Origin of the sequence: Rhizobium sp. S152 (assembly GCF_030380735.1) — a bacterium.
Taxonomy (GTDB): domain Bacteria; phylum Pseudomonadota; class Alphaproteobacteria; order Rhizobiales; family Rhizobiaceae; genus Rhizobium.
In genome coordinates, this window is the sequence record NZ_JAUDRZ010000009.1 from 202,771 (window position 1) to 229,175 (window position 26,405).

31 protein-coding genes are annotated in these 26,405 nt (G+C 63.6%); 18 read left to right on the forward strand and 13 right to left on the reverse strand.

The genetic code is table 11. From position 1 onward, the window contains the following. The first annotated feature begins 124 nt into the window (after nucleotides 1–124). The 12 genes from infC to pheT all read left to right on the forward strand — a co-directional run bounded on the left by infC (nucleotide 125) and on the right by pheT (nucleotide 10,351). Entirely contained in the window at nucleotides 125–661 is a 537-nt protein-coding gene (gene infC, locus QTL95_RS13895) for a translation initiation factor IF-3 (protein WP_289720613.1), read from the forward strand. 164 nt (nucleotides 662–825) lie between these two features. Beyond that, nucleotides 826–1,380, forward strand: a complete 555-nt coding sequence (locus QTL95_RS13900) for a hypothetical protein (protein ID WP_289720551.1) — start codon at nucleotides 826–828, stop codon at nucleotides 1,378–1,380. A gap of 139 nt (nucleotides 1,381–1,519) precedes the next feature. Further along, entirely contained in the window at nucleotides 1,520–2,041 is a 522-nt protein-coding gene (locus QTL95_RS13905; protein ID WP_289720552.1) for a PepSY domain-containing protein, read from the forward strand. A gap of 3 nt (nucleotides 2,042–2,044) precedes the next feature. Then, nucleotides 2,045–2,713 carry a response regulator transcription factor gene (locus QTL95_RS13910; protein WP_289720553.1) on the forward strand — a complete coding sequence of 223 codons (669 nt, stop codon included), beginning with the start codon at nucleotides 2,045–2,047 and terminating at the stop codon, nucleotides 2,711–2,713. Continuing rightward, on the forward strand, nucleotides 2,710–4,038 hold the full coding sequence (locus QTL95_RS13915) for an ATP-binding protein (protein ID WP_289720554.1): 1,329 nt from the start codon (nucleotides 2,710–2,712) through the stop codon (nucleotides 4,036–4,038). Before QTL95_RS13910 ends, QTL95_RS13915 begins: the two co-directional genes overlap by 4 nt. A gap of 252 nt (nucleotides 4,039–4,290) precedes the next feature. After that, nucleotides 4,291–4,494, forward strand: a complete 204-nt coding sequence (gene rpmI, locus QTL95_RS13920) for a 50S ribosomal protein L35 (protein WP_007813308.1) — start codon at nucleotides 4,291–4,293, stop codon at nucleotides 4,492–4,494. 38 nt (nucleotides 4,495–4,532) lie between these two features. Next, on the forward strand, nucleotides 4,533–4,937 hold the full coding sequence (gene rplT / locus QTL95_RS13925) for a 50S ribosomal protein L20 (protein ID WP_018899276.1): 405 nt from the start codon (nucleotides 4,533–4,535) through the stop codon (nucleotides 4,935–4,937). Between the two features lie 100 nt (nucleotides 4,938–5,037). Next, nucleotides 5,038–5,874 (forward strand): serine/threonine protein phosphatase, encoded by an 837-nt coding sequence (locus QTL95_RS13930; RefSeq protein WP_289720555.1) that lies wholly within the window; start codon nucleotides 5,038–5,040, stop codon nucleotides 5,872–5,874. Nucleotides 5,875–5,911: 37 nt separating this feature from the next. After that, nucleotides 5,912–6,994: a phenylalanine--tRNA ligase subunit alpha gene (gene pheS / locus QTL95_RS13935; RefSeq protein WP_289720556.1), complete on the forward strand. Its 1,083-nt coding sequence runs from the start codon at nucleotides 5,912–5,914 to the stop codon at nucleotides 6,992–6,994. Nucleotides 6,995–7,030: 36 nt separating this feature from the next. Next, entirely contained in the window at nucleotides 7,031–7,312 is a 282-nt protein-coding gene (locus QTL95_RS28760; protein ID WP_442981292.1) for a BrnT family toxin, read from the forward strand. Further along, nucleotides 7,263–7,871 carry a BrnA antitoxin family protein gene (locus QTL95_RS28570; RefSeq protein ID WP_336622280.1) on the forward strand — a complete coding sequence of 203 codons (609 nt, stop codon included), beginning with the start codon at nucleotides 7,263–7,265 and terminating at the stop codon, nucleotides 7,869–7,871. Before QTL95_RS28760 ends, QTL95_RS28570 begins: the two co-directional genes overlap by 50 nt. Nucleotides 7,872–7,915: 44 nt before the next feature. Beyond that, nucleotides 7,916–10,351: a phenylalanine--tRNA ligase subunit beta gene (pheT, locus tag QTL95_RS13950; protein WP_289720557.1), complete on the forward strand. Its 2,436-nt coding sequence runs from the start codon at nucleotides 7,916–7,918 to the stop codon at nucleotides 10,349–10,351. 77 nt (nucleotides 10,352–10,428) lie between these two features. On the opposite strand, the gene QTL95_RS13955 is transcribed toward pheT, so the two are convergent. Next, complete coding sequence (locus QTL95_RS13955) at nucleotides 10,429–10,788, reverse strand: nuclear transport factor 2 family protein (RefSeq protein WP_037188264.1); 360 nt, start codon at nucleotides 10,786–10,788, stop codon at nucleotides 10,429–10,431. 111 nt (nucleotides 10,789–10,899) lie between these two features. Next, complete coding sequence (locus tag QTL95_RS13960; RefSeq protein WP_289720558.1) at nucleotides 10,900–11,895, reverse strand: aldo/keto reductase; 996 nt, start codon at nucleotides 11,893–11,895, stop codon at nucleotides 10,900–10,902. A gap of 122 nt (nucleotides 11,896–12,017) precedes the next feature. Here QTL95_RS13960 and QTL95_RS13965 point away from each other — a divergent pair, with 122 nt between their 5' ends. Then, a complete protein-coding gene (locus tag QTL95_RS13965) occupies nucleotides 12,018–12,908 on the forward strand; it encodes a LysR family transcriptional regulator (RefSeq protein ID WP_289720559.1) in 891 nt (296 codons plus the stop codon). Between the two features lie 39 nt (nucleotides 12,909–12,947). Here QTL95_RS13965 and QTL95_RS13970 read toward each other — a convergent pair whose 3' ends face one another. Next, complete coding sequence (locus QTL95_RS13970) at nucleotides 12,948–13,442, reverse strand: YciE/YciF ferroxidase family protein (RefSeq protein ID WP_289720560.1); 495 nt, start codon at nucleotides 13,440–13,442, stop codon at nucleotides 12,948–12,950. A 144-nt stretch (nucleotides 13,443–13,586) separates the two neighbouring features. Between QTL95_RS13970 and QTL95_RS13975 the strand changes: the two genes are divergently transcribed. After that, a complete protein-coding gene (locus tag QTL95_RS13975) occupies nucleotides 13,587–14,204 on the forward strand; it encodes a hypothetical protein (protein WP_289720561.1) in 618 nt (205 codons plus the stop codon). Here the strand turns inward: QTL95_RS13975 and QTL95_RS13980 are convergent. Both QTL95_RS13980 and QTL95_RS13985 read right to left on the reverse strand, forming a co-directional pair. Next, nucleotides 14,194–14,637, reverse strand: coding sequence for a GNAT family N-acetyltransferase (locus tag QTL95_RS13980; protein ID WP_289720562.1), 444 nt, complete (start codon nucleotides 14,635–14,637; stop codon nucleotides 14,194–14,196). The genes QTL95_RS13975 and QTL95_RS13980 overlap by 11 nt on opposite strands. Nucleotides 14,638–14,651: 14 nt before the next feature. Continuing rightward, a complete protein-coding gene (locus QTL95_RS13985) occupies nucleotides 14,652–15,602 on the reverse strand; it encodes an aldo/keto reductase (RefSeq protein WP_289720563.1) in 951 nt (316 codons plus the stop codon). A gap of 193 nt (nucleotides 15,603–15,795) precedes the next feature. On the opposite strand from QTL95_RS13985, the gene QTL95_RS13990 reads away from it, so the two are divergent. Next, nucleotides 15,796–16,782, forward strand: coding sequence for a Gfo/Idh/MocA family protein (locus QTL95_RS13990; protein WP_289720615.1), 987 nt, complete (start codon nucleotides 15,796–15,798; stop codon nucleotides 16,780–16,782). A 3-nt stretch (nucleotides 16,783–16,785) separates the two neighbouring features. Here QTL95_RS13990 and QTL95_RS13995 read toward each other — a convergent pair whose 3' ends face one another. Beyond that, on the reverse strand, nucleotides 16,786–17,163 hold the full coding sequence (locus tag QTL95_RS13995; RefSeq protein ID WP_289720564.1) for a GtrA family protein: 378 nt from the start codon (nucleotides 17,161–17,163) through the stop codon (nucleotides 16,786–16,788). Beyond that, a complete protein-coding gene (locus QTL95_RS14000; RefSeq protein ID WP_289720565.1) occupies nucleotides 17,160–18,170 on the reverse strand; it encodes a glycosyltransferase in 1,011 nt (336 codons plus the stop codon). The genes QTL95_RS13995 and QTL95_RS14000 overlap by 4 nt, the downstream gene beginning before the upstream one ends. A gap of 155 nt (nucleotides 18,171–18,325) precedes the next feature. Between QTL95_RS14000 and QTL95_RS14005 the strand changes: the two genes are divergently transcribed. Beyond that, the gene (locus QTL95_RS14005; RefSeq protein ID WP_442981293.1) at nucleotides 18,326–20,167 is read left to right on the forward strand and encodes a hypothetical protein; all 1,842 of its coding nucleotides are present in this window, start codon (nucleotides 18,326–18,328) and stop codon (nucleotides 20,165–20,167) included. 2 nt (nucleotides 20,168–20,169) lie between these two features. Here QTL95_RS14005 and QTL95_RS14010 read toward each other — a convergent pair whose 3' ends face one another. Continuing rightward, the gene (locus tag QTL95_RS14010; RefSeq protein ID WP_289720567.1) at nucleotides 20,170–20,412 is read right to left on the reverse strand and encodes a hypothetical protein; all 243 of its coding nucleotides are present in this window, start codon (nucleotides 20,410–20,412) and stop codon (nucleotides 20,170–20,172) included. 95 nt (nucleotides 20,413–20,507) lie between these two features. Beyond that, on the reverse strand, nucleotides 20,508–20,771 hold the full coding sequence (locus QTL95_RS14015; protein ID WP_289720568.1) for a spike base protein, RCAP_Rcc01079 family: 264 nt from the start codon (nucleotides 20,769–20,771) through the stop codon (nucleotides 20,508–20,510). A 220-nt stretch (nucleotides 20,772–20,991) separates the two neighbouring features. Here QTL95_RS14015 and xseA point away from each other — a divergent pair, with 220 nt between their 5' ends. Beyond that, on the forward strand, nucleotides 20,992–22,596 hold the full coding sequence (gene xseA, locus QTL95_RS14020; RefSeq protein ID WP_289720569.1) for an exodeoxyribonuclease VII large subunit: 1,605 nt from the start codon (nucleotides 20,992–20,994) through the stop codon (nucleotides 22,594–22,596). A gap of 97 nt (nucleotides 22,597–22,693) precedes the next feature. Beyond that, nucleotides 22,694–23,026 carry a hypothetical protein gene (locus QTL95_RS14025; RefSeq protein ID WP_289720570.1) on the forward strand — a complete coding sequence of 111 codons (333 nt, stop codon included), beginning with the start codon at nucleotides 22,694–22,696 and terminating at the stop codon, nucleotides 23,024–23,026. A gap of 49 nt (nucleotides 23,027–23,075) precedes the next feature. On the opposite strand, the gene QTL95_RS14030 is transcribed toward QTL95_RS14025, so the two are convergent. The 4 genes from QTL95_RS14030 to QTL95_RS14045 form a co-directional block, all read right to left on the reverse strand. Beyond that, the gene (locus tag QTL95_RS14030) at nucleotides 23,076–24,329 is read right to left on the reverse strand and encodes an aminopeptidase (protein ID WP_289720571.1); all 1,254 of its coding nucleotides are present in this window, start codon (nucleotides 24,327–24,329) and stop codon (nucleotides 23,076–23,078) included. 78 nt (nucleotides 24,330–24,407) lie between these two features. Beyond that, nucleotides 24,408–24,881: a Cys-tRNA(Pro) deacylase gene (gene ybaK, locus QTL95_RS14035; RefSeq protein WP_289720572.1), complete on the reverse strand. Its 474-nt coding sequence runs from the start codon at nucleotides 24,879–24,881 to the stop codon at nucleotides 24,408–24,410. Between the two features lie 4 nt (nucleotides 24,882–24,885). Next, on the reverse strand, nucleotides 24,886–25,236 hold the full coding sequence (locus QTL95_RS14040) for an ArsC family reductase (RefSeq protein WP_289720573.1): 351 nt from the start codon (nucleotides 25,234–25,236) through the stop codon (nucleotides 24,886–24,888). A gap of 42 nt (nucleotides 25,237–25,278) precedes the next feature. Continuing rightward, nucleotides 25,279–26,334, reverse strand: coding sequence for a succinylglutamate desuccinylase/aspartoacylase family protein (locus QTL95_RS14045; RefSeq protein WP_289720574.1), 1,056 nt, complete (start codon nucleotides 26,332–26,334; stop codon nucleotides 25,279–25,281). Between the last annotated feature and the right edge of the window lie 71 nt (nucleotides 26,335–26,405).

The following is a 26,405-nucleotide window of genomic DNA, read 5'->3' on the forward strand; positions in this document are numbered from 1 at the left end:
GCAGGTGATTTTTCCGCTAAAGCATGTTACTGACTCCGCTGCAGCGATGGCAAAACGACGGTGTACTTCCTGATTGGAGGTGCCAGGCTGCGACGATCTTGAACAACGCGAGGAGAATACGACCATTCGCAGACCGTTTAAAAACGACGCGCCCGTAAAGGAAGGGCCGCGCTCGAACCGGGAAATTCGCATTCCCAAGGTCCAGCTGATCGATGCTGAAGGACAGAATTTAGGTGTAGTGGCGACCGACCAGGCACTGAAGATGGCTGAGGAAGCCGGTCTCGACCTGGTGGAAATTTCCCCTAATGCCGAACCGCCTGTGTGCAAGATCCTCGATCTGGGCAAGCTGAAATACGCCAACCAGAAGAAGGCCGCCGAGGCGCGCAAGAAGCAGAAAATCGTCGAAGTCAAAGAAATCAAGATGCGTCCGAATATCGACACGCATGACTACGATGTGAAGATGAAGGCCATGGGCCGCTTCTTCGAAGAAGGCGACAAGGTCAAGGTGACCCTGAAGTTCCGTGGCCGCGAAATGGCCCACCAGGAACTCGGCATGAAGCTCCTGCAGCAGGTCAAGGCCGATACGCTGGAGTTCGCCAAGGTCGAAGCCGAGCCCAAGCTCGAAGGTCGCCAGATGATGATGGTGCTCGCGCCGAAGTAAGGCGCGTCGCCACCGTTCGTATCAAAGCCGTCCGCAAGGGCGGCTTTTGTATTTTTAGGTTCTTCGGCCCGCCAAGCTGACAGGACGCTGACAGCCGGGCTCAACGAACTGTCAGCCGGTGCATGCGATTCTCCCCGCATCGAAGGATCAGTGGGAGAGAAAAGATGGCAATCAATATCAAAGGCATGATGTTCGCATCCGTCGCCGCCCTGGCGGCCACTGCAGCGATCCCGGTCGCCCAGTCGTTCGGTCCGCAAGGCTGGGGCGCGACAGCCCTGGCGCGTGGCGGCAGTGATGATGGCGGCGGTTCCTCGGGCAGCGGCAGCTCCGGCTCCGGTTCCAGCCACAGCGGCGGTAGCGACGATCATGGCGGGCGCGGTGGCAATGACGATCGCGGCGCGGACGACCACGGCCGCGGACGCGGCCAGGACGATGGCCCCAACCACGACCTCAACGACGACAATCCCGGCCAGCACCGCGGTCGCAACGGCGATCGCGCCGCGCGGCCGGAAGTGACGCTCACGGTTTCGGACACCAGCCTGCGCGGCCTGCTCGACGGATCGCTTGTCGCAAAAGACCAGCTCGGCCGGGTGCTGGAGATCGAAGTCGAGCGCGAGCATGGCGTGCGCGTGGTCACCGCCAAGATTCACGGATCGGATGCGCGTCGCATTCCCGGCGCGATAGACAGCGTCGATATCATCCCCGCCACCGCACAATAGACAGTGCGGGGGATCTTCCGTCCGCCCCGCGGGAGAGAGAGACCTCGTCGCGATGCGGCGGGGTCTCTTGGATTTTGCAAGCTTGCCTCGCCGCCGGGAACCGTTCAATCTGGCGGCAACCTTGAAACCTGGAACAATAATGAACGCACGCCGCCGCTCCCTTTTGTCGCTTCTGCTGCTCGCGGGCTGCCTCGCGGCAACGGGCGATCTCGCCGTGGCGAAGGATGGTGGCAGTGGTGGTGGCGGCTCCAGCGGCGGAAGCGGCAGCTCGGGCGGCTCGGGCTCCAACTCCGGCAGTTCGGGCTCTGGCAGTTCCGGCTCAGGTAGTTCTGGTTCTGGCGGCGATGACGGCGGTCACGGTGGCGACGACCATGGCGGAGACGATCATGATGGCAGCGATGACGACGACGGCGGCGATCGCCGTGGCGGTCGCGGTGCGGATTATGATCGTGCCCGCGATGCCGTACGCGACGGCAAGGTGCTGCCGCTGAAGAGCGTCCTGAAGAATGTCGATGCCAAGCGCTATGGCCGGGTGATCGACGTGCAGCTCAAGCGATCCATGTTCAGCGATACCTATCAGCTGAAGCTCAGGGACAGCGCCGGCACCATCAGGACGCTGCGTATCGACGCCCGCAACGGCGCGCTGCTGGGAGGCTCCTGATCGATGCGGATACTGCTGGGGGAGGACGACGCCAATATTGCCGGCCATGTGGTAGAGACGCTGGCGCGCGAGGGCTACCGGGTGGACGTGCTGTCGACCGGGCCGGAAGTCTGGGAGGAGGCCGAGACCGGCACGTTTTCCGCAATCATTCTCGATCTCGGCCTTCCCGGCATGGATGGTCTCTCGATCCTCAAGCGCTGGCGCTCGGCCGGTGTCGCGACGCCCGTTCTGGTACTGACGGCGCGCGGATCATGGATGGAGCGCGTCGATGGCTTCGATGCAGGCGCCGACGACTACCTGCCGAAACCCTTCCGCACCGAGGAACTGATCGCCCGCCTGCGCGCCCTGCTGCGCCGCTCCGGGCTCGGCGTCTCGCGCGTCAAATCCGCCAACCGCTTCACGCTGGATGAAAGCGCCCGGCGCGTCACATTCGATGGCCGGGAGCTCGATCTGAGCCCCCTTGAATACCGCATGCTGGCGCTCTTCATCGCCCGTCCCGGCGCGGTTCTGACCTCCGCCGAGCTGGCGAGCCAGGTCCAGGGTCGCGACGACGATGCAGCCAAGAACGCGGTTGAGGCCATGGTCGCCCGATTGAGAAAGAAGACCGGCAGCGATGCCATCGAGACGCGCCGCGGCTTCGGCTATGTGCTGCCGGAGCGCCGCCAGCGATGATGGGCTCGCTTCGTTTCCGGCTGGCCGCCGGCGCTTTGGTTGCCATCGTCGTCGCGTTGACGATCGTCTGGTTCGTCTTGAGCCATCTCTTCACCGATTATCTGGCCGATCAGTATTCCTTCGAGATGACAGGCGTCATGGATTCTCTCGCCGCACGGCTTTCGATCGAGGACGGTCGGCTGGTCTTGAGCGGCGAGCCGGCCGATACCCGCTTCGACCTGCCGGCGGGCGGGCGCTACTGGCAGATATCGCCGGGCGATGGCGCCACGCCGCTACGCTCGCGCTCCCTCTGGGACGAGGAGATCACCGCCGATAGCCTGTCCAACGATCTCTATTGCGGCTTCCGCGAGGTCGACGGGCCGGATGGCCGGCCGCTGCTTGTCTCCGAAAGGAAGATGAGCATGGGCGAGGGGGCGGCGCGGCGGGATTTCACCGTCTATGCGGGCTTCTCCAAGGCGGAAATGGATGGCGTGCTGGAAGGGTATCACCGGCCGCTGCGGCTGATGCTGCTTTCAATCGGCGGCGTGTTGTTGCTTGCGGCCTTTCTGCAGGGCTGGCTCGGCCTGCGGCCGCTGGCGCGCCTACGCGACAGCGTCGCCGCCATCCGTGCTGGCCGCATCGCCCATATCGGCTGGAGCGGGCCGACAGAGGTGACGCCGCTGGTGCGCGAGATCAACCTCTTGCTCACCGAGCGCGAAACCGCCGTCGAGCGGGCGCGCGCCCGCGCCAGCGATCTGGCGCACGGGTTGAAGACGCCGCTGACGGTGCTCTCCCACCTCGCCGAAAGCCTGCCTGCCGACAAGCGCGATACGGCGCTGCAGCAGATCGAACTCGTGCGCCAGCGCTCCGACCGGCAACTGCAGGCGGCCCGCATGGGGGTCGAGCAGATGGCGACGACCTCGCTGCTCGGCATATCCGGCAAGCTGGTCAATGTTCTGAGCGCCGTGACCGCCGAAAGGGGCATCGACTGGCACGTCGATATCGACCCCTCGCTGACAGTCCAGGCCGACCCCGCCGACGTTGCCGAAGCCCTCGGCAACGTGCTCGACAATGCCGTCCGCTTCGCCCGCTCGCGGATCGAGCTCAAGGGCTTCAGGGCGGGCACCGACACCACGCTCGCCATCTCGGACGACGGCCCCGGCGCCGCGCCAGAACAGCACGACCTTATGCTGAAGCGCGGCATGACGTCCGAGGACGAGGGCCTCGGCTCCGGCCTCGGTCTTGCAATCTCCGCCGATATCGTCGAAGCCTATGGCGGAAGGCTCGATCTGGCGCGCTCCGAACTGGGCGGGCTCGCGGTGAGGCTGACCTTGCCGGCGCAATAAAAGCGCTGTCGTGCGTGCGCCGAAGATTCATCAGCGGCCCCGTTGCACTTTCATGACACTGCGGTTATAAGCGCGCGTCCGAACTGACCGGCAGGGCATGCCGTGGCGGTTTCGAATGCTTGCGGAACGGTTCGTCACCGGAGCCGCAGATCAACAACAAACGCTCCCGCACTTGTTGCGAAACCTGGGAAACCGGGCATCGCGAGAAGGCTTCTTTTGAAGCATGCGGGGGATCAGAAACGGAGTAGCAAAATGCCCAAGATGAAGACGAAGTCCTCCGCCAAGAAGCGGTTCAAGATCACCGCGACCGGCAAGGTCAAGGCTGCAGCCGCTGGCAAGCGCCATGGCATGATCAAGCGTTCCAACAAGTTCATTCGCGATGCACGTGGCACCATGGTTCTGGCTGAACCGGATGGCCGCAAGGTCGTGAAGAATTACCTGCCGAACGGTCTCTAAGACTATTCCGCGAACGTATAGATTAAGGAGATCATGAAATGGCACGTGTAAAAAGAGGCGTTACCGCCCACGCCAAGCACAAGAAGGTTCTGAAGCAGGCCAAGGGCTTCTACGGCCGCCGCAAGAACACCATCCGCGCCGCCAAGGCTGCTGTCGATCGTTCGAAGCAGTACGCTTACCGCGACCGCAAGATCAACAAGCGCAACTTCCGCGCCCTCTGGATCCAGCGCATCAACGCCGCTGTCCGCGAATTCGGCCTGACCTACGGCCGCTTCATCGACGGCCTGAACAAGGCTGGCATCGAAGTCGACCGTAAGGTTCTCTCCGACATGGCGATCCATGAGCCGGAAGCATTCGGTGCGCTCGTCGCAGCCTCCAAGAAGGCTCTCGAGTACCTGAAGGACGCTGGCACGAAGAACGAGTTTGAAGCAGCCGTCAACTAAGCCGGCGCTATTCGAACCCTCGCTTCGATGATTTGAAACCCGCGCTGGCAAGGCTTGCGCGGGTTTCTTCGTTTTTGACCGACAAAGGACGTCGACAGACGTGACCAGCGAACTTCAATCTCTCGCAGCCGATAAGGGGCTGAGCGAAAAGGACGTGCCCGTCCTGCTCGCCGCGCTGATCGGCGGCAAGGAAAGGGTTCAGCGCGTCGCGCTATCGGGCGGCGCCGTCTGGATCAAGCGCTATGGCACCGAGCGCAAGCCGCGCTGGGTCATTCTCCAGCGCTTGGCCGCCAACCTGATCCGCGCTCCCTTCCTGCGCCCGTCGCCCGTGCTCGGCGACGAGGGCATGGCGGAGCGCGAGATGCGCCGCATCGCCCAGTTCTCCGCAAAGGGCATCCCGACGCCGCGCGTCGTCTATTCCTCCGGCGCCGCCGTCGCCTTCAGCGATGTCGGGCTGACCCTCGATCGCTACATGAAGCATGTGCTGAAGGGCGATCCCGTCGCCTGCGACGACATGCTGGTCCGCTGCTGCGCGGAACTCGGCCGCCTGCACGCCAAAGGCCTGTGTCACGGCCGCCCTTTTCCGAGGGACATGTTCCTGCGCGACGGTCGCATCGGTTTCATGGATTTCGAGGAGGAGCCGGATACGGTGATGCCGCTCGAAACGGCGCAGGCCCGTGATATCTGGCTGCTCTTCCTGCAAGTCGCGCAACGCGCCAGATTGGGAAAGGTGACCCACGACCGGGCCTACGAGGCCTGGGCGGCGGTCGCCCCGCCCGCCGCCGTTTCCGAACTGCGCAAGCTTACCGGCTTTCTCGGCGGCTTTTTATGGGCTGCCCGGTTGATTGGCCGCATCCACATGGGTAGTGATCTGCAACGTTTCATCGTGGCGACCAGCTATCTGATGCATGTTTTCGTGAATTATCGACAAGACTGATGTCTTTTGAAGATTGGCGCCTTGAAGGCAGGAAAAGATGACCGAACTCGCAACCCTGGAAAAACAACTCCTGTCCGACGTCGCGGCTGCCGCCGATGAGCCGGCTATCGAAGCCGTGCGCGTCTCGGCCCTCGGCAAGAAGGGGTCGGTTTCCGAACTCCTGAAGACGCTGGGCTCGATGACCCCTGAAGAGCGCCAGACCCGCGGCGCCCAGATCAACGCGCTGAAATCAGTCGTGACCGAGGCGATCAACGCCCGCAAGGCCGATCTCAAGAAGGCGGCGATCGATCAGCGCCTGAAGGCCGAGACCGTCGACGTCTCGCTGCCGGTGCGCTCGTCTCCCGCCGAGCGCGGCCGCATCCATCCGATCAGCCAGATCGTCGACGAGATCACCGCGATCTTCGCCGACATGGGCTTCTCGATCGCCGAAGGTCCTGACGTCGAGACCGATTATTACAATTTCACGGCGCTGAACTTCCCCGAGGGCCATCCGGCCCGCGAGATGCACGACACCTTCTTCTTCAATCCGGACGAGAACGGCGAACGCAAGGTACTGCGCACCCACACTTCGCCGGTGCAGGTGCGTACCATGGAAGCCTCGAGCCCGCCGATCCGCATCATCATCCCCGGCAAGACCTATCGCCAGGACTCGGACGCCACGCACTCGCCGATGTTCCACCAGGTCGAGGGCCTCGTCGTCGACAAGAAGGCCAACGTCGCCAACATCCGCTGGGTGCTGGAAGAGTTCTGCAAGACCTTCTTCGAGGTCGACAGCGTCACCATGCGCTTCCGCCCGTCCTTCTTCCCCTTCACGGAACCGTCCTTCGAGGTCGACATCCAGTGCGATCGCTCCGGCCCGATCGTCAAGTTCGGCGAAGGCACCGACTGGATGGAGATTCTGGGCTGCGGCATGGTGCACCCGAACGTGCTGCGCGCGGGCGGGCTCGATCCCGACGAATACCAGGGCTTTGCCTGGGGCATGGGCCTCGACCGCATCGCCATGCTGAAATACGGCATGCCCGACCTGCGCGACTTCTTCAACGCCGACGTCCGCTGGATGACCCACTACGGCTTCCGCCCACTCGACATGCCGACGCTGTTCGGCGGGTTGAGCAGCTGATTTTATCGTGGCCACAAATAACTGAGTGTGGTAGGAATGGAGCTGGAGTGGGATGAAGATAAACGTCAGATCACCCTCCAGCACCGGGGGCTGGATTTCGCCGACGTCGAACGCTTCGATCCCGACAGCATCGTCACGGTACCGGACCTCAGAGCAGACTATGGAGAGGATCGCTTCAACTCCTATGGACGGCTTGATGGCACACTCTGCTGTTTTTGCTGGACGCCAAGAGAGGGCCGGGTTCGAGTTATATCGCTGAGGAAGATGAATGACCGCGAACAGAAGATTTACGAAGAGCGACGGAGGGGCGAAGAGTAGTTCGCTCCCGACGCTCGACGATGTCGAAAAAGGTCTGGTCTCGCTCGATGACTATGAGATCGCCCACGGTGAAGATGTGCCCGCCTTCGGTGACGCCGGTGATGTCGCGACCTTGTCAATCTCGGATACCCCGGAACTTGGCGCGGTATTGGAAAAGGCTCGCGGCAAGCGCGGTCCGCAAAAGGCACCTGTGAAGGAACGCATCGGTTTGCGGCTGGACAAGGACGTCGTCGATTACTTCCGCAGCATGGGGCCGGGCTGGCAGGGTCGTATCAATGATGCGCTGCATGCCCTGGGGCCAGCGGACGACGAGCAGCGTCCGGTGGCCGCGCGTTGCGACGACGAATTCCTCTATGTCGCGCTCGCTGATGGCCGGCAGATCCGGACGCCGCTGTGGTGGTATCCCTTCCTGGCCAAGGCATCCTCCGAAGCGCGCGCCGATGTTGAACTGGAATTCTCCGGCGTCTGGTGGCCGGGTCTGGACGAAGGCGTCTCCATTAAGGGGCTGCTTCTCGGCTGGAAAGCCCCCGGCGCCAAGGCGCCTGGTCGCGCAGCCTGAACAATCTGAACTTTTTCGATGATTTTTGAGACGAGAACAACACAATGAAATTCACGCTTTCCTGGCTCAAGGATCATCTTGAGACCGACGCCACCCTGGATGAAATCTGCAAGCGCCTGACCGAGATCGGCCTCGAGGTCGAGGATGTCGACGACAAGGCGGCCTACAAGCCCTTCGTCATCGCCCGCGTGCTTTCGGCCGAAAAGCATCCGGAGGCCGATCGTCTGAAGGTGCTGTCCGTCGATGCCGGTCCCGATGTCAACGGCGGCAAGCCGTTGCAGATCGTCTGCGGTGCGCCGAATGCCCGCGCCGGTCTGGTCGGCGCGCTGGCGCGGCCGGGCGATTATGTGCCGGGTATCGATGTCACGCTCGGCGTCGGCAAGATCCGCGGCGTCGAAAGCCACGGCATGATGTGCTCCGAAAAGGAGCTGAACATGTCCGACAACCACGACGGTATCATCGACCTGCCTGAAGATGCGCCTGTTGGCAGCTCGTTCGCCGCCTATGCCCATCTCGACGATCCTGTCATCGAGATCAACCTGACGCCGAACCGTCCGGATTGCACCTCGATCTACGGCATCGCCCGCGATCTGGCCGCCTCCGGCCTCGGGACGCTGAAGACGCGCCCCGCGCCGTCCTTCACAGTCGAAGGCGAAACGCCGGTCAAGCTGACGCTCGACCTCGACGACGAGAAGCTCTGCCCGGGCTTCGGCCTGCGCCTGGTGCGCGGCGTCAGGAACGGCCCGAGCCCGAAGTGGGTGCAGCAGCGCCTGACGGCGATCGGTCTGCGCCCGATCAACGCGCTCGTCGACATCACCAACTACATGACCTTCGACCAGGGTCGCCCGATGCACGTCTTCGACGCCGCCAAGGTGAAGGGCAACCTCACCGTTCGCCGCGCCAAAGACGGCGAGACGGTGCTGGCGCTCGACCAGCGCGAATACAAGCTCGGCCCGAACAACGTCGTCATCGCCGACGAAAACGGCATTGAGTCGATCGGCGGCATCATGGGCGGCGAGCACTCCGGCTGCGATGAAAACACGACCGACGTGCTGATCGAATCAGCGCTGTGGGATCCGATGAACATCGCCAAGTCCGGCCGCGGCCTCGGCATCATCACCGATGCCCGTTACCGCTTCGAGCGCGGCGTCGATCCCGAATACATGGTCCCCGGCCTCGAGCGTACCACCGAGCTGGTTCTCGAATTCTGCGGCGGCACGGCAGCCAAGGCCGAGATCGTGGGCTACAAGGGCTACGAGCCCAAGGTCGTCGACTTCCCCTTCTCGGAAGTGAAGCGCCTGACCGGCCTCGAGGTCTCCACGCAGGAGAGCGTCGAGATCCTCACCCGGCTCGGCTTCAAGGTCACGGGCTCCGGCGAACGCGTCTCCGCCGCGGTTCCCTCCTGGCGTCCCGATGTCGACGGCAAGGCCGATCTGGTCGAGGAAGTCATGCGTATCCATGGCGTCGACAACATCAAGCCGGCGCCGTTGGAAAGCCATACTGAAGTCAATGGCCGCATCCTGACGACGCTGCAGATCCGCACCCGCACTGCCAAGCGTGCGCTCGCCTCGCGCGGCATGCTGGAGGCCGTCACCTGGTCCTTCATCTCCGAGGAACAGGCGAAGCTCTTCGGCGGCGGCGCACCTTCGCTGAAGCTCGCCAACCCGATCGCCGCCGAAATGTCCGATATGCGCCCCTCGCTGCTGCCCGGCCTGCTGACCGCTGCCCAGCGCAATGCCGACAAGGGCTATGGCGACGTCGCGATCTTTGAAGTCTCCGGCACCTATGAGAACGACCGGCCGGAAGGCCAGCGCCGCGTGGCCGGCGGCATCCGTCGCGGCACCGCCTCGATGGCGGGCTCCGGCCGCATGTGGTCGAATGCTGCAAAGGGCGGCGGCAAGCCGGTCGACGTCTTCGACGCAAAGGCCGATGCGCTTGCTGTGATCGAGGCCTGCGGCCTGCCGATGACCAATATCCAGGTCGAGCAGGGCGGTCCCGAATGGTACCACCCCGGCCGCTCCGGCACCATCAAGATGGGCCCGAAGGTCGTGCTCGGCTATTTCGGCGAGTTCCACCCCTCGACGCTGGAAGCGCTCGATGTCTCCGGCGCGCTCGCTGGCTTCGAGGTCTATCTCGACGCCATGCCCGAGCCGAAGAAGAAGGCGACCCGCACCAAGCCGGCGCTGGAGCTCTCGCAGTTCCAGGCCGTCAAGCGCGACTTCGCCTTTGTCGTTGACAAGACGGTCGAGGCCGGCGCCATCATCAAGGCGGCGACGGGCGCCGACCGCAAGCTGGTCGCGGGCGTGAATGTCTTCGATATCTTCGAGGGTGCCTCTGTCGGCGAGGGCAAGAAGTCCGTTGCCATCGAGGTGCAGATCCAACCGGTCGAGCGCACGTTGACCGACGAGGATTTCGAGGCCCTGACGCAGAAGATCGTCGCCAGCGTCACCAAGGTCACCGGCGGTGTCCTGCGCGGCTGATAGCGTCGACATCGAGAGATTGGCGGGCCATTGGCCCGTCGCGATCCCCGTCCACGTGGCGGGGATTTTTTATGCCGTCAGGCGTGCAGATAATACACCTTGTTGACGATGCTCCAGCGCCCGTCGATCTTCAGCATCGAGAGATAGTCGGTGAAGCGCATGCCGGCGAATTCGTCGCAGACCTTGACGCTGGCGGCGTCGCCGACGACGTCGAGCATCTGGATGTCCATATGCGGCTGGGTGCCCGGCGGTGCGGCGCCTTCGGAAACGATCGCGGCGATGAATTCGTCGCGCGTCGACCATTCCACCGCGTTCTCGTAATGGCCGATGACGGCGCATTGCGGATGAAACGCCTTGCGCAGCGCCGGTTCGTTGGCGAAGGTCATGCCCTCGACATAGAGATGAACGACTGCTTCGACTGCCTGCCGGTCGGCCATGCTTAGCCCCTCGATCGCATCGTTAGGCCGATATAGCGCGCCTTGGCCAAGCGGCAAGACTTGCAGCGGGGAGGGGGTAGAGCCGCCTCGGCGAGGGGCGGCCCTTGGGTTTCAGAGGTTGGTCATCGCCAGCGATGCCTCGGAGTAGCGCTTGCCGGCGATCTGATCGAGCGGGATGATCGCGCCGAGTTCCGCGAGTTCTTGCGCCGACAGAGTGATATCGGCGGCAGCGGCGTTCTGCTCCAGATGGTTCACCTTGCGGGCGCCCGGGATCGGCACGATGTGCTCGCTCTGATTGAGAACCCAGGCGAGCGCCAGCTGCGCCGTGGTCACGCCCTTCTCTTTCGCCAGCGCTTCGAGCTTCGCCACCAATGCTGCGTTGGCGTCGAAATTGGCGGCCCGGAAGCGCGGCAGCTGGCTGCGGAAATCGTCGGTCCCGAGGTCCTCCGGCTTGCGGATCGCGCCGGTGAGGAAGCCGCGGCCGAGCGGGCTGTAGGGCACGAAGCCGATCGAAAGCTCCCGGCAGGTGCCGAGCACGTCGGTCTCCGGATCGCGCGACCAGAGCGAATATTCGCTCTGCACGGCTGATATCGGATGCACCGCGTGCGCCCGGCGGATCGTGGCGCTGCCGGCCTCGGACAGGCCGAGCGCACGCACCTTGCCCTCGCGCACAAGCTCGGCCATGGCCCCCACGGTCTCCTCGATCGGAACATTGGGATCGACGCGGTGCTGGTAATAAAGGTCGATGACATCGGTGCCGAGCCGCTTCAGCGATGCCTCGGCCACGCGCTTGACGTTTTCCGGACGACTGTCGACGCCGGTCAGCGCCGCCGCGCCGGATTTTTCCGGATCGAGCTTGAAGCCGAACTTGGTGGCGATGACGACGCGGTCGCGTACCGGCTTCAGGGCGCGGCCGATCAGTTCCTCGTTGGTGTAAGGACCGTAGATTTCGGCCGTGTCGAAGAAGGTGATGCCGAGATCGACGGCGCGGTGAAGCGTGCGGATCGATTCATTCTCGTCGCTGGCGCCATAGGCGAAGCTCATGCCCATGCAGCCGAGGCCGACGGCGGAGACCTCGAGGTCCTGTCCGAGTGTGCGGGTTTTCATGTCTGGCTCCTTTCGAGCGAATAATCCGGCCGCCATTGCGGTGGCACGAGGCAAACCTAACGCGCCAGGAGCTTTCAAAAAATACATGCAATGCGGTACGGGCTGTTCTAAAAGATAGATCAATGAACAGGACCCAGCTCGCCCAACTTGCCGTTCTCGCAGCCGTCGCCGAGCGACGTAGCTTCCGCGCCGCCGCCAAGGAGCTGGAGATCGCGCCCTCGGCCGTCAGCCATGCCGTCTCCAGTCTCGAGGAGAGCCTGGGGATCCGGCTTCTGGCGCGTACGACGCGCAGCGTCGCGCCGACGGAGGAGGGGCGTCTGCTGCTGCAGCGGCTGAAGCCGGCGCTGGATGAGATCGGCATCGCGCTCGAAGCCGTCAGCGAGGCCGGCGGCAGGCCGGCCGGGACGCTGCGGGTTACGGCCCCGCGCTTCGCCTCCGATATACTTCTGGCGCCCCGCCTCGGCGAATTCCTCAACCGTTACCCCGATATCACGCTTGAGATCGCCAATGAGGATGGCTTCATCGACATCGTCCGCGAGGGCTTCGATGCCGGCATTCGCCTGGAGGAGAGCTTGGAGGCTGATATGATCGCGGTGAGGGCCTCTCCCAATCTGACGACCGTGATCGCCGGTTCGCCCGATTATTTCGTGCGCCATCCCAAACCGCTGCATCCTTCGGACCTCGTTCATCACCGCTGCATCAAGCGACGCTTCACCAACGGCACGATCTACCGCTGGGAGTTCGAGAAGGATGGCCGCGAACTGGTGGTTCCTGTCGATGGTCCGTTGATCGTCAGCGAGGACAGGCTGGCGCTGATCGCGGCACTGAACGGCGCCGGTCTCGCCTATCTCTTCGATCTGCGCGTCGAGGACGAGCTTGCAAGCGGCAAGCTGGTGCGGGTGCTGGAAGACTGGTGCGCGCCCTATCCGGGGCCATTTATCTACTATCCGAGCCGCCGCCAGATGCGCCCGGCACTACGGGCCTTCATCGATTTCTTCCGGTATACGGACTGAGACGGGAGCGTCTATTAACGCTCCCGCCCATGCCGCCGGTCAGGCGGCTGCCTTCTGGTTGGCCGCCGTTGTGGCGAGCTTGGACAATGTCTTGTCGGTATCCGCCTCTTCCTGCAGCGTCTGGTCGAGCAGCGTCGCGACATCCTTCTTGCCGAGCGTCTGCGCCCAGGTCTTCAGCGTGCCGTAGCGGGCCATTTCGTAGTGCTCGACAGCCTGCGCCGAGGAGATCAGCCCGGCATCGATTGCCGGAGAGCCCTTGAATTCCTCGATGATCTCTTCGCCTTCCGCGATGATCCCCTGGATCGCCTCGCAGGTCTTGCCCTGCGCCCGCTTGCCGATCAGCTCGAACACCTGCTGCAGCCGGTCGACATGGCCCTCCGTCTGCTCCTTGTGCTTGGTGAAGCCGGCCTTGAGTTCTTCCGATTGCGCCGCGCGCGCCATCTTAGGCAGCGCCCGCAGGATCTGCTTTTCCGCGTAGTAGATGTCCTTCAGCGTATCGTAGAACAGATCGTCGAGTGTCTTTTCCTTTGGCATTTCCCTATTCCCTTCTTTGGTGAGGACGCCGCGCGAGGCGGTTGCCCCAACAGAAGCTCGTTTCGTGCCAAAGGTTCCCGTCATTTCGGGTGGTGCTTTCGCAGAAATCCGGCAAACTCCGCTTCACGCAAGGGGAGGTCGAGCATGAAGAAACCCGGATCGATGAAGGCGTTGGAGGATTTGGGTCGGGCGCGGCTTTCAAAGAATTTCTTCCTGCGTGATTTCCTGCATTCCGAGATCGCCGACTTCCATCGCATCCCGAATATCCCCGAGGATCCTGATTTCGCGATCGAAACCGGCAAAAGGCTGTGCGAGGACCTGCTGGAGCCGTTGCAGGAGACCTTCGGGCGGCTGCACATCCGCTCCGGCTATCGCTCGCCCGAGGTCAACCGCTTCGGCAATCTGAACAAGCTCAACTGCTCCACCAATGCCTCGACGGCCGCCCACCACATCTGGGACATGCGCGACGCCGACGGCTACATGGGTGCTGCGGCCTGCGTCGTCGTCCCCTGGGTCATCGATCGTTATCATGAGATCGAGGACTGGCGGCGTCTCGCCTGGTGGATCCACGACCATTTGCCCTACGCCTCGCTCTGCTTCTTCCCGAAATTATGGGCCTTCAACATCCAGTGGCATGAGCGCCCGAGAAGGGTGATCCAGAGCTACGTCAGCCCGCGCGGCATCCTGACCAAGCCGGGCATGGCCAACTGGGAGGGCGATCATCCGGATTGGTACGAGGGGTTTCCGCCGCTCAGAAATTGATCCGGTAGCGGATGTGTCCGTCGCTCTTCACGTAGCTGTCGTAGAGCGCCTGAGCGCGCTTGTTGCTTTCGCTGGTGTGCCAGTAGAGCCGCGACCAGCCCTCTGTCTTGCAGAGCGCCACCAGATCGTCGAGCAGCGCCCGGCCGATCCCCTTCCCGCGCGCACCGCCATCGACATAAAGATCTTCCAGATAACAGTCCTTGCCTGATATCCACGTGCCTTCATGGGTGAGATAGAGCGCGAAGCCCATGAGGGTGCCGTCCACCTCGGCGACGCGCATGGCGATCGCTGACACCGGATCGAAGACCCGGCGCCAGGTGTTGTCGGTAATGTCAGGCGCGACCGTCACCTCGTAGAACGCGAGATAGCCGTCCCAAAGCGCGCGCCAGCGGGCTTCGTCATCGGGTCTCGGGTCACGGATCGTCACGGTCATCGCCATTTCGCCACTCAGGCGCCAGCCTTGTCGAGCAACGCCATGGCCTCGTCGCTGAGCGCAAGCGTCGCCGATTTCGTCAGGCTTTCGAGCTGCGAAAGGCTGGTGGCGCTGGCGATCGGCGCGGTGACGCTCTTCTTTCCAAGCAGCCAGGCAAGCGCGATCTCGGCCGGCTTGGCGCCTGTCTCCTTGGCCACCGTATCGAGCGCCGCAAGAATCTTCATCCCCTTGTCGTCGAGATAGCCTTCCGCCTTGCCGCCACGCGCTTTGCCTTCGGTATCGGCCTTGCTGCGGTACTTGCCGGAAAGGAAGCCGGCCGCCAGGCTGAAATAGGTGATGACGCCGATATCCTCCTTCACGCAGAGGTCGGCCAGCGGCCCTTCGAACGAAGCGCGGTCGTAGAGATTGTATTCCGGCTGGATCACGTCGTAGCGCGGCAGGCCGGCCTTCTCGGCGGCGTCGAAGGAGGATTGCAGCTGCGAGGCGTCGAGGTTGGAGCAGCCGATTGCGCGGATCTTGCCCTGCTGCTTCAGCTTGGCGAAGGCGCCGAGCGTTTCTTCGTAAGGGGTCTCGCCATCCGGCCAGTGCGAGAGGTAGAGATCGATATAGTCGGTCTGCAGCCGCTTCAGCGAGGCCTCGACCGCCTGAAGGATGTACTGCTCCTTCAGCCCCTTCTTGCCCGGACCCATTTCCGAGCCGACCTTGGTGATGATGAGGGCCTTGTCGCGGGCGACCTTGCCCTGCTTCAGCCACTTGCCGATGATCTCCTCGCTATCCCCGCCCTTGTTGCCCGGCACCCAGGCGGAATAGACATCCGCCGTGTCGATGGTGTTGAAGCCGGCGTCGAAGAAGGCGTCGAGGATGCTGAACGAGGTCTTCTCATCCGCCGTCCAGCCGAACACATTGCCGCCGAACACGATCGGCGCGACCGAAAGGCCGGTTTTTCCAAGGCGACGCAATTCCATCAGATGCTCCTGAAATCTTCAATCTATTGAAATTCGGACCGCGGCAGGACACCGCTGCGATCTAACCTAGTGCGCATCATGGTGGATGAAAACCTGCGCTCCGGCCGACGCCGCAAATCGTGATCGCGCCATTGCGCCCCGGACCGGCCGTCTCTAATCTGCCCTCAAAATCAAGTCAGGAGAGGAAATGACCATGCTGCGCTTCGGTATCATGTCCACCGCCAAGATCGGCCGCGAACTCGTCGTACCCGCCATTCAGGATGCGGAAAACTGCGTCGTCACGGCAATCGCCAGCCGCGATCTTTCGAAGGCGCGCGCGATGGCCGATCGTTTCTCGGTGCCGCACGCCTTCGGTTCCTACGAGGAGATGCTGGCGTCCGACAAGATCGATGCCGTCTATATCCCGCTGCCGACCTCGCAGCACGTCGAATGGACGATCAAGGCGGCGGACGCGGGCAAGCATGTGCTCTGCGAAAAGCCGATCGCGCTCAAGGCCGATGAGATCGACAGCCTGATCGCCGCGCGCGACCGCAACGAGGTGCTGGTCTCCGAGGCCTACATGGTTGCCTACGCACCGGTCTGGCTGAAGGTGCGCCAGCTGATCAAGGACGGCGCCATCGGCACGCTGCTGCACGTGCAGGGCGCGTTCACCTATTTCAACCGCGACCCCGGCAACATGCGCAACATCCCCGAGCTCGGCGGTGGCGCGCTGCCGGATATCGGCGTCTATCCGACCATCACCACGCGCTTCGTCACCGGCGAGGAGCCGCGCCGCGTCCAGGCCGTCACCCGCCGCGATCCTGATTTCGGCACCGACATCTATTCCAGCATCAAGGCCGATTTCGGCGGCTTCGAGCTCAGCTTCTATATCTCCACCCAGATGGCCAACCGCCAGGTCATGGTGTTCCACGGCACCGAGGGCTTCATCGAGGTGAAGTCGCCCTTCAACGCCGATCGTTGGGGCGCCGAAGAGATCGAGCTCAGCAACCGCAGCCACAACGAATCCACCACCTTCCGCTTCCCGGATAGCCGGCAGTACAAGCGCGAGGCCGAAGCCTTCGCGCGCGCCGCCAACGGCGAGGACCAGGAAATCGTGACGCTCGAAAGCTCCAGGCTCAGCCAGAAATTCATCGACGCCATTTACCGGGCGAGCGAAAAGGACGGCTGGGAAAACGTCTGAGGCTTATTTCTCGCGGAAGACGAAGCGAGAGTAGCCGAAGAAGCTGAAGAACATCGATGCGGCGGTGGCAAACACCAGCGCCGCCAGCGGCTGCAACGCCGGAAGGGCAATCAGCAACGCCGCGTAGAGCGCGTAGTTGACGAGCGCCGAGGTGATCCCGACCGAACCATAGCGAAAGCCCTCGGCCGCCAGCGAATGCGGCGAGCGATCGAAGGTGAAGGTACGGTTGAAGAGCCACGTCGCCAGCATGGCGAGTGCGATGGCGATCACGCGGGCGACGAACGGGCCGAGTGGCGTCAGATGCAGAAGTGCTGCAAGGACCGACGCATCGATCAGAAAGCCGAGGCCGCCGGCGATGCCGAAGCGGATGAGCTTCTTCACGCCGCACCCGCCTTGGGTTGCGGCTGGCGGATCTCGATATCCTCGACGACGACAGGCAGCCCCTCGTGCAGGCGCGGCGCGATCACGCTCATATAGTGGATACGCAACTGCTCGGCGCGAGCGCGCGAGACGGAATCGAGGATGACGCCGGCGGTGAACATCATGAAAGAGATCATCATCAGCGCCATGGAGAGTACCCAGGTCGGCATGCGCGAGACGAGGCCGGTCTGGAAATATTCGGTAAGCACGGGCGCCATGAAGCCGAGGCTTACCGCCATGAAGACACCGCTGATCAGGCCGAAAAAGGCGAAGGGCCGTGTTTCCTTCATCAGCATGGCGAACATCCAGAGGATTTTGGCGCCGTCGCGGAAGGTGGAGAGCTTGGAGTGAGAGCCTTCCGGCCGGCGACCGTAATCGAGCTCGAGCTCGACCACCGGCAGCTTCAGCCGCGAGGCATGCACCGACATTTCCGTCTCGATCTCGAAGCCGCCGGAGACCGCCGGAAAGCTCTTCACGAAGCGGCGCGAGAACACCCGGTAGCCGGAGAAGATATCGGTAAAATCCGGGCCGAAGATGCCGCGATAGAGAATGTTGAAGATCTTGTTGCCGAAGGCGTGGCCGTTCCGCCCCGCATCCTCGTGCACGCCGCGTCGCGTGCCGACCACCATGTCGGCGCGTTCGGTGAGAAGCGTGCGGATCAGTTCCTCGGCATCCTCGGGCGAATAGGTACCGTCGCCGTCGGCCATGATGTAGATGTCGGCGTCGATGTCGGCGAACATGCGGCGCACAACGTGGCCCTTGCCCTGCCGCCGCTCGCGCATCACCCGCGCGCCAGCCAGCATCGCCTGCAACGCCGTGCCGTCGGTGGAATTGTTGTCGTAGACGTGGATCTGGGCATCCGGCAAGGCGGCTTTGAAACCGCGCACCACGGCGCCGATCGTCGACGCTTCGTTGTAGCAGGGCAGAAGGACGGCAATGTTCAGCTTGTCGCCACGCGATCCGGTCATGATCGAACCCTTGATTAGGAAACCATGGCAAGTGTAGCGGCCGGCCGTTAACAACTCGCTATGCAACAGGGTGAAATAACGTCCCATTCGGAGCTTTACGGTTTCTTGATATGCGCCGCTTAGAGTTTTGCCGCTCGCAACGGTGAGACCTGTCAATGACGAATGCCGCGCCGATGATCGAAAATTCAACCACGAAACTATCGATCGGCGTGCTGCGCTCGCGCTTGCTCACGCTCTGGCCGGCCGTTCTTCTTTACAGCGCGATCCTGATTGCCGCGATCCTGGCGCTGAAGCTGCCCGGCGCCATGGATTACGTTGGCGCCGACAACGACGACACCATGCGCCTGGTCGAGGTGCGCGATTTCCTGAACGGCCAGGGCTGGTTCGATCTCAAGCAGTATCGCATGGGGCTGGGCGACGGCACTCTCATGCACTGGTCGCGGCTGATCGACTTTCCGATCGCGGCCCTGATCCGCTTCTTCGAATTGTTTGCAAGCGAGAAGACAGCGGAGGCGATCGCGCTCACCGTCTGGCCCCTGGCGCTGACCGTGCCAGTCCTGTGGGGGATGGGGCTGGCGGGGCTTCGCATCGGCGGCGTCGCCGGCATGCATGTCGTCCTTGGTCTCACGGCCATGCTGCTGGTGACCAGCAACCGCTTCCTGCCCGGCGCGATCGACCACCACAACGTCCAGATCGCCCTGGTCGCCATCATGGCGGCGATGCTGCTCGATGAGGATAGCCACCCCTCGAGCTATGCCGTGGCAGGCTTTGCCGCCGCGCTCGCCATTGCGATCGGCGCCGAGACCACGCCGCTGGTGGCCGCCGTCTGCCTCGTCGTATCGATCAACTGGGCCGTGGAAGGTGTCCGCTTCGCCCCCGCCGCCAAGGCCTTCGGGCTGTCGCTGGCACTGTCTGTCAGCCTCTTCTTCTTCGGCACGGTGCCGCCGCGGCTCTATTCGACGGTCACCTGCGACAACCTTTCGCTCGGCTACTACAGCCTGGCCGCGATCGGCGGCGGCCTGCTGCTCTTCGTCGCCGCCTTCACCAGCCGGGCCGGCAGGGCGGTGCGTTTCGCGGCACTCGCGGGCATCGGCGCCGTGGTTCTCGCAACCGCCGTGGTCATCGCCCCGCAATGCCTGCACAATCCGCTGGCCGATCTCGATCCCATGCTGGTGGAGCTTTGGCTGAGCCGCGTGCAGGAGGCGCAGTCGATCTTCGGCACCGATCGCCAGGACCCCTATACGCTCGGCCTGTTCTACGCGACCGGCCTGTTCGCCATCGCCGTCTGTGTCTTCCGGATCGTCTATCGCGATCGCGTCCGCATCCATCTGGTGCTGCTGGCGCTGCTTCTGGTCAGTTGGGGGATTGCCGCCATCCAGGTGCGCGGCGCCATGTTCTCCAACCTGCTCGCTATTCCGCCGCTGGCGCTGCTTATCATCGACGTCCGCCGCATCTCGACAGGCGATACCGAGGATCCTTCGGCGGCGCTCTGCTACTTCGCGACCGTGCTGATGAGCGTCGCGGCCGTCTGGGGGCTGGGCGGCGATTTCATCGGCACGCATGTGAACCGCTCGGCGGTCGCCGATGACGAGCCGGTCGCGTCGCAATCCTGCGGCTCGGAAGAGGCGCTGGCGCCGCTCCGTGGGCAGCCGCCCGGCCTCGTCGCGGCGCCAACGGATATGGGCGTCTTCCTGCTGCGCTTCACGGACAACCGCATCCTGACGGCGCCTTATCACCGCAACCAGGGCGGCATGTTGACGGAACTGCATATCGGCCTGGCGCAGCCGGCCGAGGCCGAGGCATTTCTTAAAGGTGCCGGCGTGAACTTGCTGGCCTTCTGCCCCGGCAATCCGCAGACGCAGGAACTGGCCCGTATGAAGCCGGATGGTCTTTATGCGCAGTTGGAAAAAGGGATCATTCCGGATTACCTGCAGCCGATCACACAGCCGGAGGGCGCGCCTGTACGGTTCTTCCGCTACGTGCCGACAGGCTCGTAAACTCAGGCGGTCTGGGCGCGGGCGCGGATGCGGTGGATGGCGTGAAGGCCGAGCAGGCAGGCAATCAGGCCGCCGTCATAGGAGATGATGGCGACGACAAGTTCGATCAGCGATGTCGGGCCGGGAGAGACGAAGGCAGCCGCCAGATAGGCGAGGCAGATCATGATGCCAACGGCAGCCATCGCAACGACCGAGCGCATCGGCGCGGTCGCGAATCCAATTGCGGTGGCAGTCAGTGGAATCATTTCATGCCTCCTGATTCGCTGTTGAGTGTATATCAGTCACTACTTTGGAACAATTAAGGCATCCTTAACCTCCTCCTTTTGGATGAGGGTATAACTCACGCTAGGCCGATGATGCCGCCCGCGCTCGTGCCCGCCGCGTGCACCCTGACAGCGCGGATCGGCAGCAGGCACCCGTCGGGGACGCCCTCGAAGGTGACGACCTGCCCCGAGGCCATGGCAACCCTGAGATCGCCGCCGATGCCGACATAGAGCGCCCGCGTCGTCTCCGGCAGGTCGGCGCTATCGCTGGGGGTGATGGAAAAGGCGGCGCTGGCGGGCCCGGTGAGGGAAGGGGTGTGAGAGGCGAAACGGTCGGACATGGGAAGCTCCTTCGGGGTTGGGCTTCATCATGGAGGCCAAGCCGGGCGCGGGGAAAATCGTCGCGCCATCTTGTGAGCGTCGCTACTGTTTCCATGTCGTTAAGCGGTTCAGAATGCTGACGAAATGAACTTGTCTAGAATTGATCAGCGACACGGAGCGAGAAAAAACGTCCCCGCGTCCGGGGCTGATCTTTGTCGCGTCTTCCGCTAGAAGAGGAGCATGAGCAACGTCTTCGAGAATGATTCGCCGAGCAATCTCACCGAATACTCGGTGTCGGAACTGTCCGGTTCTATCAAACGCACCGTGGAGACCGCTTTCGACCAGGTGCGGGTGCGCGGCGAGATCTCGGGTTATCGTGGCCCGCATTCCTCGGGACACGCCTATTTCTCGCTGAAGGACGACCGTTCGCGCATCGACGCCGTCATCTGGAAAGGCACCTTCTCCCGCCTGCGCTTCCGCCCGGAAGAGGGGATGGAGGTGATCGCGACCGGCAAGGTCACCACCTTCCCTGGATCGTCGAAATACCAGATCGTCATCGAGACGCTGGAGCCCGCCGGCGCCGGCGCGCTGATGGCGCTGATCGAGGAGCGCAAGCGCCGCCTCGGCGCCGAAGGCCTGTTCGACCCGGCGCGCAAGCGCCGTCTTCCCTTCATGCCCTCGGTTATCGGCGTCGTGACCTCGCCGACCGGCGCCGTCATCCGCGATATCCTGCACCGCATCTCCGATCGCTTCCCGGTTCATGTCATCGTCTGGCCGGTCAAGGTGCAGGGCGAGGGCTCCGGCGAGGAGGTCGCCAACGCCATCCGCGGCTTCAACAGCTTCCAGCCCGGCGGTCCGCTGCGACGGCCCGACGTGCTGATCGTCGCGCGCGGCGGCGGCAGCCTCGAGGATCTCTGGAGCTTCAACGACGAGAGCGTCGTGCGCGCCGCCGCGGAAAGCGCCATCCCGCTGATCGCGGCCGTCGGCCACGAGACAGATTGGACACTGATCGATTACGCCGCCGACGTGCGTGCCCCGACGCCGACGGGTGCGGCCGAAATGGCGGTGCCTGTCAGGGCTGAGCTGGAGGCGCAGCTCTCCGGCCTCTCCGCGCGCCTGCATGGCGGCGTCAATCGCCACATGGACCAGCGCCGCCAATCGGTGCGCGCGCTGGTGCGGGCGCTGCCTTCGCTCGATCAGCTGCTGGCGCTGCCGCGCCGCCGTTTCGACGAGGCGGCATCAGGCCTCGGGCGCGGTCTCGAGCTCAACACCATCAACAAGCGCCGCAGCTTCGAGCGCACGGCCGCGCACCTGCGGCCGGACGTGCTTGCCAACCGCATCGCCGAGCGCCGGCAGATGCTGACCGAGCGCATCACCCGCGCCGAGCGCACCGTCGAGCGTCTGCTCGACCGCTCGAAATCCCGCGTCGGCCGCGCCGATGCCGTCTTCGCCTCGCTGCCGGCGCGCTTGAAGACGCAGACCTCGCGCATGCGCGATCACATCGCCAATCTCTCGCGCCATGCCGAGACGGCGATCCGCCACAAGCTCACGCGCGTGCGCGGCGATCTCTCGGCGCAGGAGCGCATGCTGCAGTCGCTCTCCTACAAGAACGTGTTGAAGCGCGGCTATGCCGTCATCCGCGACGACGAGAACCGCCCTGTCTCGCAGGCGGCGATGCTGCAGGCGGGAGCCGGCATCTCCATCGAGTTTTCAGACGGCCGCATCGGCGCGATCACCACCGAAGGCGGCGAGCCGCCGGCGAGCGCCAGGAAGCGTCCGGCGAGGACGACGGAGACGAAAGCCGCGGACCCTGCAACACCGCCGAAACAGGGCAGCCTGTTCTGATCGCGGTTCCGTGCGCGATGGCATCTGTTCGCGCCGTTCCGGCAACACTATCTGATGATCAGGCCGAGCCGAAACGGCGGCCATGGAGACGTTGAAAATGAAGAGACTGTTGATCGCCCTTCTGACGATCGGAACCATCGGTGCCGCCGCGCCGGCGCTTGCGGGTGAGGCGAAGCTGGCCGAGATCATCTTCGGCAAGAGCTACAACGACGGCGTCACGGCGATCCGGGTCACGGGCGCCTCCCAATACGACCAGCCACTGCCGCTGTCGGTCAAGCACCCGATGGCCTCGACCATCCGCCAGGCACAGGCGACAGTCAGCGGTAACCCGCAGCTGATGCGCGCCATCTCCGATCGCCGCATCCGACTTCAGAACGTCATCGAAGTCGTGACGGCCCTGAATGGCGGCCACGTGATCTACTACCGCTGATCGGAACAACCGGCCGGATCGTCTCCGGCCGGTTCAGGGCTGGCCTTGCTCAGGCCCACTCGCCCTTGCGCATGACCGGAACCTTCGAACCATCGGCCCTGATGCCGTCGATATCGACCTTGTCGGAGCCGATCATCCAGTCGATGTGAATCAGGCTGGAATTGCCGCCCTGCGCCTTGATCTGCTCCTGGCTGAGGTTGGCGCCATCAAGGAAGCACTTGGAATAGCACTGGCCGAGCGCGATGTGGCACGAGGCGTTTTCGTCGAACAGCGTGTTGTAGAACAGGATGCCGCTGGCCGAGATCGGCGAGGAATGCGGCACCAGCGCCACTTCGCCGAGCCGGCGCGCGCCTTCGTCGGTATCAAGCACCTTGTTCAGCACCTCTTCGCCGCGCGACGCCTTCGCCTCGACGATCCGGCCGCCCTCGAACTTCACGCGGATATTGTCGATCAGCGTGCCCTGGTGCGACAGCGGCTTGGTGCTCGACACATAGCCCTCTACGCGCAGCGCATGCGGCGTCGTGAACACCTCTTCGGTCGGGATGTTCGGGTTGCAGGTGATGCCGTTCTTGGCGGTCGAGGCGCCGCCGTGCCACTCGTGGCCATCGGCAAGCCCGACGGTCAGGTCCGTGCCCGGGCCGGTGAAATGCAGTGCGTAGAAACGCTCGCCGTTCAGCCAGCTCGAGCGCTTCCTCAGGTTGGCGTTATGCTCCGCCCAGGCCGCGATCGGATCGTCCAGGTCGACGCGCGATGCCGCGAAGATCGCCTTGGCGAGCTTGGCGACCGCGATCGGCTCGGGATCGTTGGGGAACACCAGCTTCGCCCAGGAGGGGTTGGGATAGGAGACGATGTTCCAGTTGATGTCGAAATTGGAGATCTTCTCCAGCGCCGGCTTGTAGGCGGCCGACATGGCGCGATTGGCGCGGCTGACCTTCGACGGGTCCTGCTCCGAAAGCAGCATCGGATTGTCGCCGGCAACTGCAAGCCGCGCGGCGCCGTTGGCATAGGCCTTGGCCATGCCCTCGTAAAGCCAGTCGGAGGCGCGGTCGAAGCTCTTGTCGTCGCCGTACTGATAGCGCGCCAGCGTCGATTCCTCATCGGAATAGAAGGCCGTGACCAGCCCGGCGCCGGCGGCGTAGGCGTGCTTGGTGATCAGCCGCACCAGCGGAAGCGCCACGACGGGCGCGGTAACCACAAGATCCTGCCCGCCCTGCAGCTGCAGGCCAACCTTGACGGCCACTTCCGCCAGCTTGTCGAGCTTGACGGGATCCACGGAGTGCTGGCTTTGGGACATGACGTTCATGATCGATCACCTTTATAAACGAACGGACAGGGGGACATGCTTAGACCCCTTTGCGGCGAAATTGAAGCTTGAAGACAATCAGGCGACGAGCGCCGCAGCCGTCGCCTTCAGGACACTAAGCGCATCCTTCGGAGCAAGCCGCACCTGCAATCCGCGCTGCCCGCCATTCATGTAGACGAGGGCTTCAGTCATCGCCGCTTCCTCGATCGCCGTCGGTACCAGCTTCTTCTGTCCGAACGGGCTGATGCCGCCGACGTGATAGCCGGTCAGGCGTTCGGCATCCGCCGGCTTCATCATGTTGGCCGACTTGCCCTTGAAGGCGGCGGCCAGCTTTTTCATGCTGACCTCGCGGTCGGAGGGAACGACGACGCAAACAGGCTTGCCGTCCACCTCGGCCATCAGCGTCTTCAGCACGCGATGCGGCTCCTCGCCGATCGCTTCCGCCGCCTGCAGGCCGATGCGCTCGGCGTTCGGGTCATACTCATAGGTGTGGACGGAGAAGGCGACCTTCGCCTTCTCCAAGACCTGTGTTGCCCGCGTCGTCTTCGACATCCGATCAGCCCTTGAAGAACCCGCCATAGATTTCCGGCTTGAAGCCGACCAGAAGCTTGCCGTCGGCCTCGACGACCGGCCGCTTGATCATCGACGGCTGCTCCAGCATCAGCGCGATCGCCTTTTCCCTGTCGAGGTTCTCACGGGCCTCCTCCGGCAGCTTGCGGAAGGTCGTGCCGGCGCGGTTGAGCACCGTTTCCCAGCCCGCTTCCTCAGTCCACTTTTCCAGATGCGCCCGGTCGATTCCAGACGCCTTGTAGTCGTGGAAATCATAGGCGACGTCGTGCTCTTCCAGCCAGATTCTGGCCTTCTTCATCGTGTCGCAATTCTTGATGCCATAGATGGTGACGGTCATTCGGTTCTTCCCAATCAGTTCGCAGCCCCAATGCTAGGGCGCTCAGTTCTCAAGCGCGCCCGGCTTGCGCACAACCTTGCTGGCCGCTCCGCAGGCGATCTTCATCAGGTCGGCGCGGCGGCGCACCAGCCGCGACGAGGTGCGGGTGACGATCAGCCCCGCCTGCGGCGCGCGCACCTCGATCGTTCCATCGGCCATGCCCGGCCGGGTGAGGATGGTTGCCAGCAGCTCGCCTTCCTTGATCTCCTCGCCGATGTTGCGGTGGAAGAGGACAGTGCCGGCCTGAGGGGCGCGGATCATCTCGATATTGTCGAGCGGCACGGCAGGCCCGGTGAAGGGCGCAAGCGTCACCGGATGAGCGATGGCGCCGCGCGCGGCGAGGAAGTTGAACAGTCCCTCGGCATCCTTCTTCGCCATCTCGGGGTAGACGTCGCGCATGCCGCGAAGCTCGACGGTGACCGAGAGCTTGCCCGGCAGCCGCGTCTTCTTCTCAGCAGTCTCGTGCTTCCAGGCATAGCCGACCGCCTCCTCGAAGGCCGAGCTTTCGCCATCCGACAGGAGCACCGCTTCCATGTCCAGCGCCGAAGCGAGATCGGCCGCCTCCGGCCAGAAGGCCTCGTCGATATAGGCATATTGCAGCGATTCATCGTCGCAGTGCAGGTCGATGACGAGGTCCGCGCCGAGCGCCATATGCATCAGCTGCCGCTTCAGCCGGTCGACGGCGTTGCAGCGGTCGAGCTCGGCCACCAGCCCGTCGCGATCCTTGACCGAAATAAGCGGGAAATCGCGGTTGAAATTGGTGCGCGTACCGAGATCGAACCGGCCTTGCAGCTCGCCGAAATGCGATTGCGCGGCACCAATAGGATTGGCGTGCGGGATGATGGTGATGTTGCTCAGGATCTCGCCGGCGCTTTCGGCCGCGCGCAGCTTCTCGCAAAGGAAATGCACCAGCGCCGTGCCGGGCAGCTCGTTGGCATGCAGCGCCGCCTGGATATAGATCTTCGGTGCCTTCGGATCGCTGCCGTTGAAGCGCAGCACCGGTAGCCGCCATTCGATCCCCGCCGTATCGCCTGAAATGATGATCTCGGACGTATCCATCTCTGTCTCCGCTGCTGTCATTGCTGCAGCAGCTTTAAGCGCGTTCCGATGCGTGAGGCAAGGTGTGAGGC

Bases quoted from the DNA above. Each gene is read 5' to 3' on its own strand.
- QTL95_RS14030 (WP_289720571.1), bottom strand. From the start codon at position 24,329: ATGAACGTCATGTCCCAAAGCCAGCACTCCGTGGATCCCGTCAAGCTC.
- QTL95_RS14005 (WP_442981293.1), top strand. From the start codon at position 18,326: ATGACGAATGCCGCGCCGATGATCGAAAATTCAACCACGAAACTATCG.
- QTL95_RS14010 (WP_289720567.1), bottom strand. From the start codon at position 20,412: ATGATTCCACTGACTGCCACCGCAATTGGATTCGCGACCGCGCCGATG.
- QTL95_RS13905 (WP_289720552.1), top strand. From the start codon at position 1,520: ATGAACGCACGCCGCCGCTCCCTTTTGTCGCTTCTGCTGCTCGCGGGC.
- QTL95_RS13915 (WP_289720554.1), top strand. From the start codon at position 2,710: ATGATGGGCTCGCTTCGTTTCCGGCTGGCCGCCGGCGCTTTGGTTGCC.
- QTL95_RS13980 (WP_289720562.1), bottom strand. From the start codon at position 14,637: ATGACCGTGACGATCCGTGACCCGAGACCCGATGACGAAGCCCGCTGG.
- QTL95_RS13990 (WP_289720615.1), top strand. From the start codon at position 15,796: ATGCTGCGCTTCGGTATCATGTCCACCGCCAAGATCGGCCGCGAACTC.
- QTL95_RS28570 (WP_336622280.1), top strand. From the start codon at position 7,263: ATGACCGCGAACAGAAGATTTACGAAGAGCGACGGAGGGGCGAAGAGT.
- QTL95_RS14000 (WP_289720565.1), bottom strand. From the start codon at position 18,170: ATGACCGGATCGCGTGGCGACAAGCTGAACATTGCCGTCCTTCTGCCC.
- rplT (WP_018899276.1), top strand. From the start codon at position 4,533: ATGGCACGTGTAAAAAGAGGCGTTACCGCCCACGCCAAGCACAAGAAG.
- QTL95_RS13900 (WP_289720551.1), top strand. From the start codon at position 826: ATGGCAATCAATATCAAAGGCATGATGTTCGCATCCGTCGCCGCCCTG.
- QTL95_RS13955 (WP_037188264.1), bottom strand. From the start codon at position 10,788: ATGGCCGACCGGCAGGCAGTCGAAGCAGTCGTTCATCTCTATGTCGAG.
- rpmI (WP_007813308.1), top strand. From the start codon at position 4,291: ATGCCCAAGATGAAGACGAAGTCCTCCGCCAAGAAGCGGTTCAAGATC.
- QTL95_RS28760 (WP_442981292.1), top strand. From the start codon at position 7,031: ATGGAGCTGGAGTGGGATGAAGATAAACGTCAGATCACCCTCCAGCAC.
- QTL95_RS14025 (WP_289720570.1), top strand. From the start codon at position 22,694: ATGAAGAGACTGTTGATCGCCCTTCTGACGATCGGAACCATCGGTGCC.
- QTL95_RS13975 (WP_289720561.1), top strand. From the start codon at position 13,587: ATGAAGAAACCCGGATCGATGAAGGCGTTGGAGGATTTGGGTCGGGCG.
- QTL95_RS14015 (WP_289720568.1), bottom strand. From the start codon at position 20,771: ATGTCCGACCGTTTCGCCTCTCACACCCCTTCCCTCACCGGGCCCGCC.
- pheS (WP_289720556.1), top strand. From the start codon at position 5,912: ATGACCGAACTCGCAACCCTGGAAAAACAACTCCTGTCCGACGTCGCG.
- ybaK (WP_289720572.1), bottom strand. From the start codon at position 24,881: ATGTCGAAGACGACGCGGGCAACACAGGTCTTGGAGAAGGCGAAGGTC.
- QTL95_RS14040 (WP_289720573.1), bottom strand. From the start codon at position 25,236: ATGACCGTCACCATCTATGGCATCAAGAATTGCGACACGATGAAGAAG.
- QTL95_RS13910 (WP_289720553.1), top strand. From the start codon at position 2,045: ATGCGGATACTGCTGGGGGAGGACGACGCCAATATTGCCGGCCATGTG.
- pheT (WP_289720557.1), top strand. From the start codon at position 7,916: ATGAAATTCACGCTTTCCTGGCTCAAGGATCATCTTGAGACCGACGCC.
- QTL95_RS13970 (WP_289720560.1), bottom strand. From the start codon at position 13,442: ATGCCAAAGGAAAAGACACTCGACGATCTGTTCTACGATACGCTGAAG.
- QTL95_RS13960 (WP_289720558.1), bottom strand. From the start codon at position 11,895: ATGAAAACCCGCACACTCGGACAGGACCTCGAGGTCTCCGCCGTCGGC.
- xseA (WP_289720569.1), top strand. From the start codon at position 20,992: ATGAGCAACGTCTTCGAGAATGATTCGCCGAGCAATCTCACCGAATAC.
- QTL95_RS14045 (WP_289720574.1), bottom strand. From the start codon at position 26,334: ATGGATACGTCCGAGATCATCATTTCAGGCGATACGGCGGGGATCGAA.
- QTL95_RS13985 (WP_289720563.1), bottom strand. From the start codon at position 15,602: ATGGAATTGCGTCGCCTTGGAAAAACCGGCCTTTCGGTCGCGCCGATC.
- QTL95_RS13965 (WP_289720559.1), top strand. From the start codon at position 12,018: ATGAACAGGACCCAGCTCGCCCAACTTGCCGTTCTCGCAGCCGTCGCC.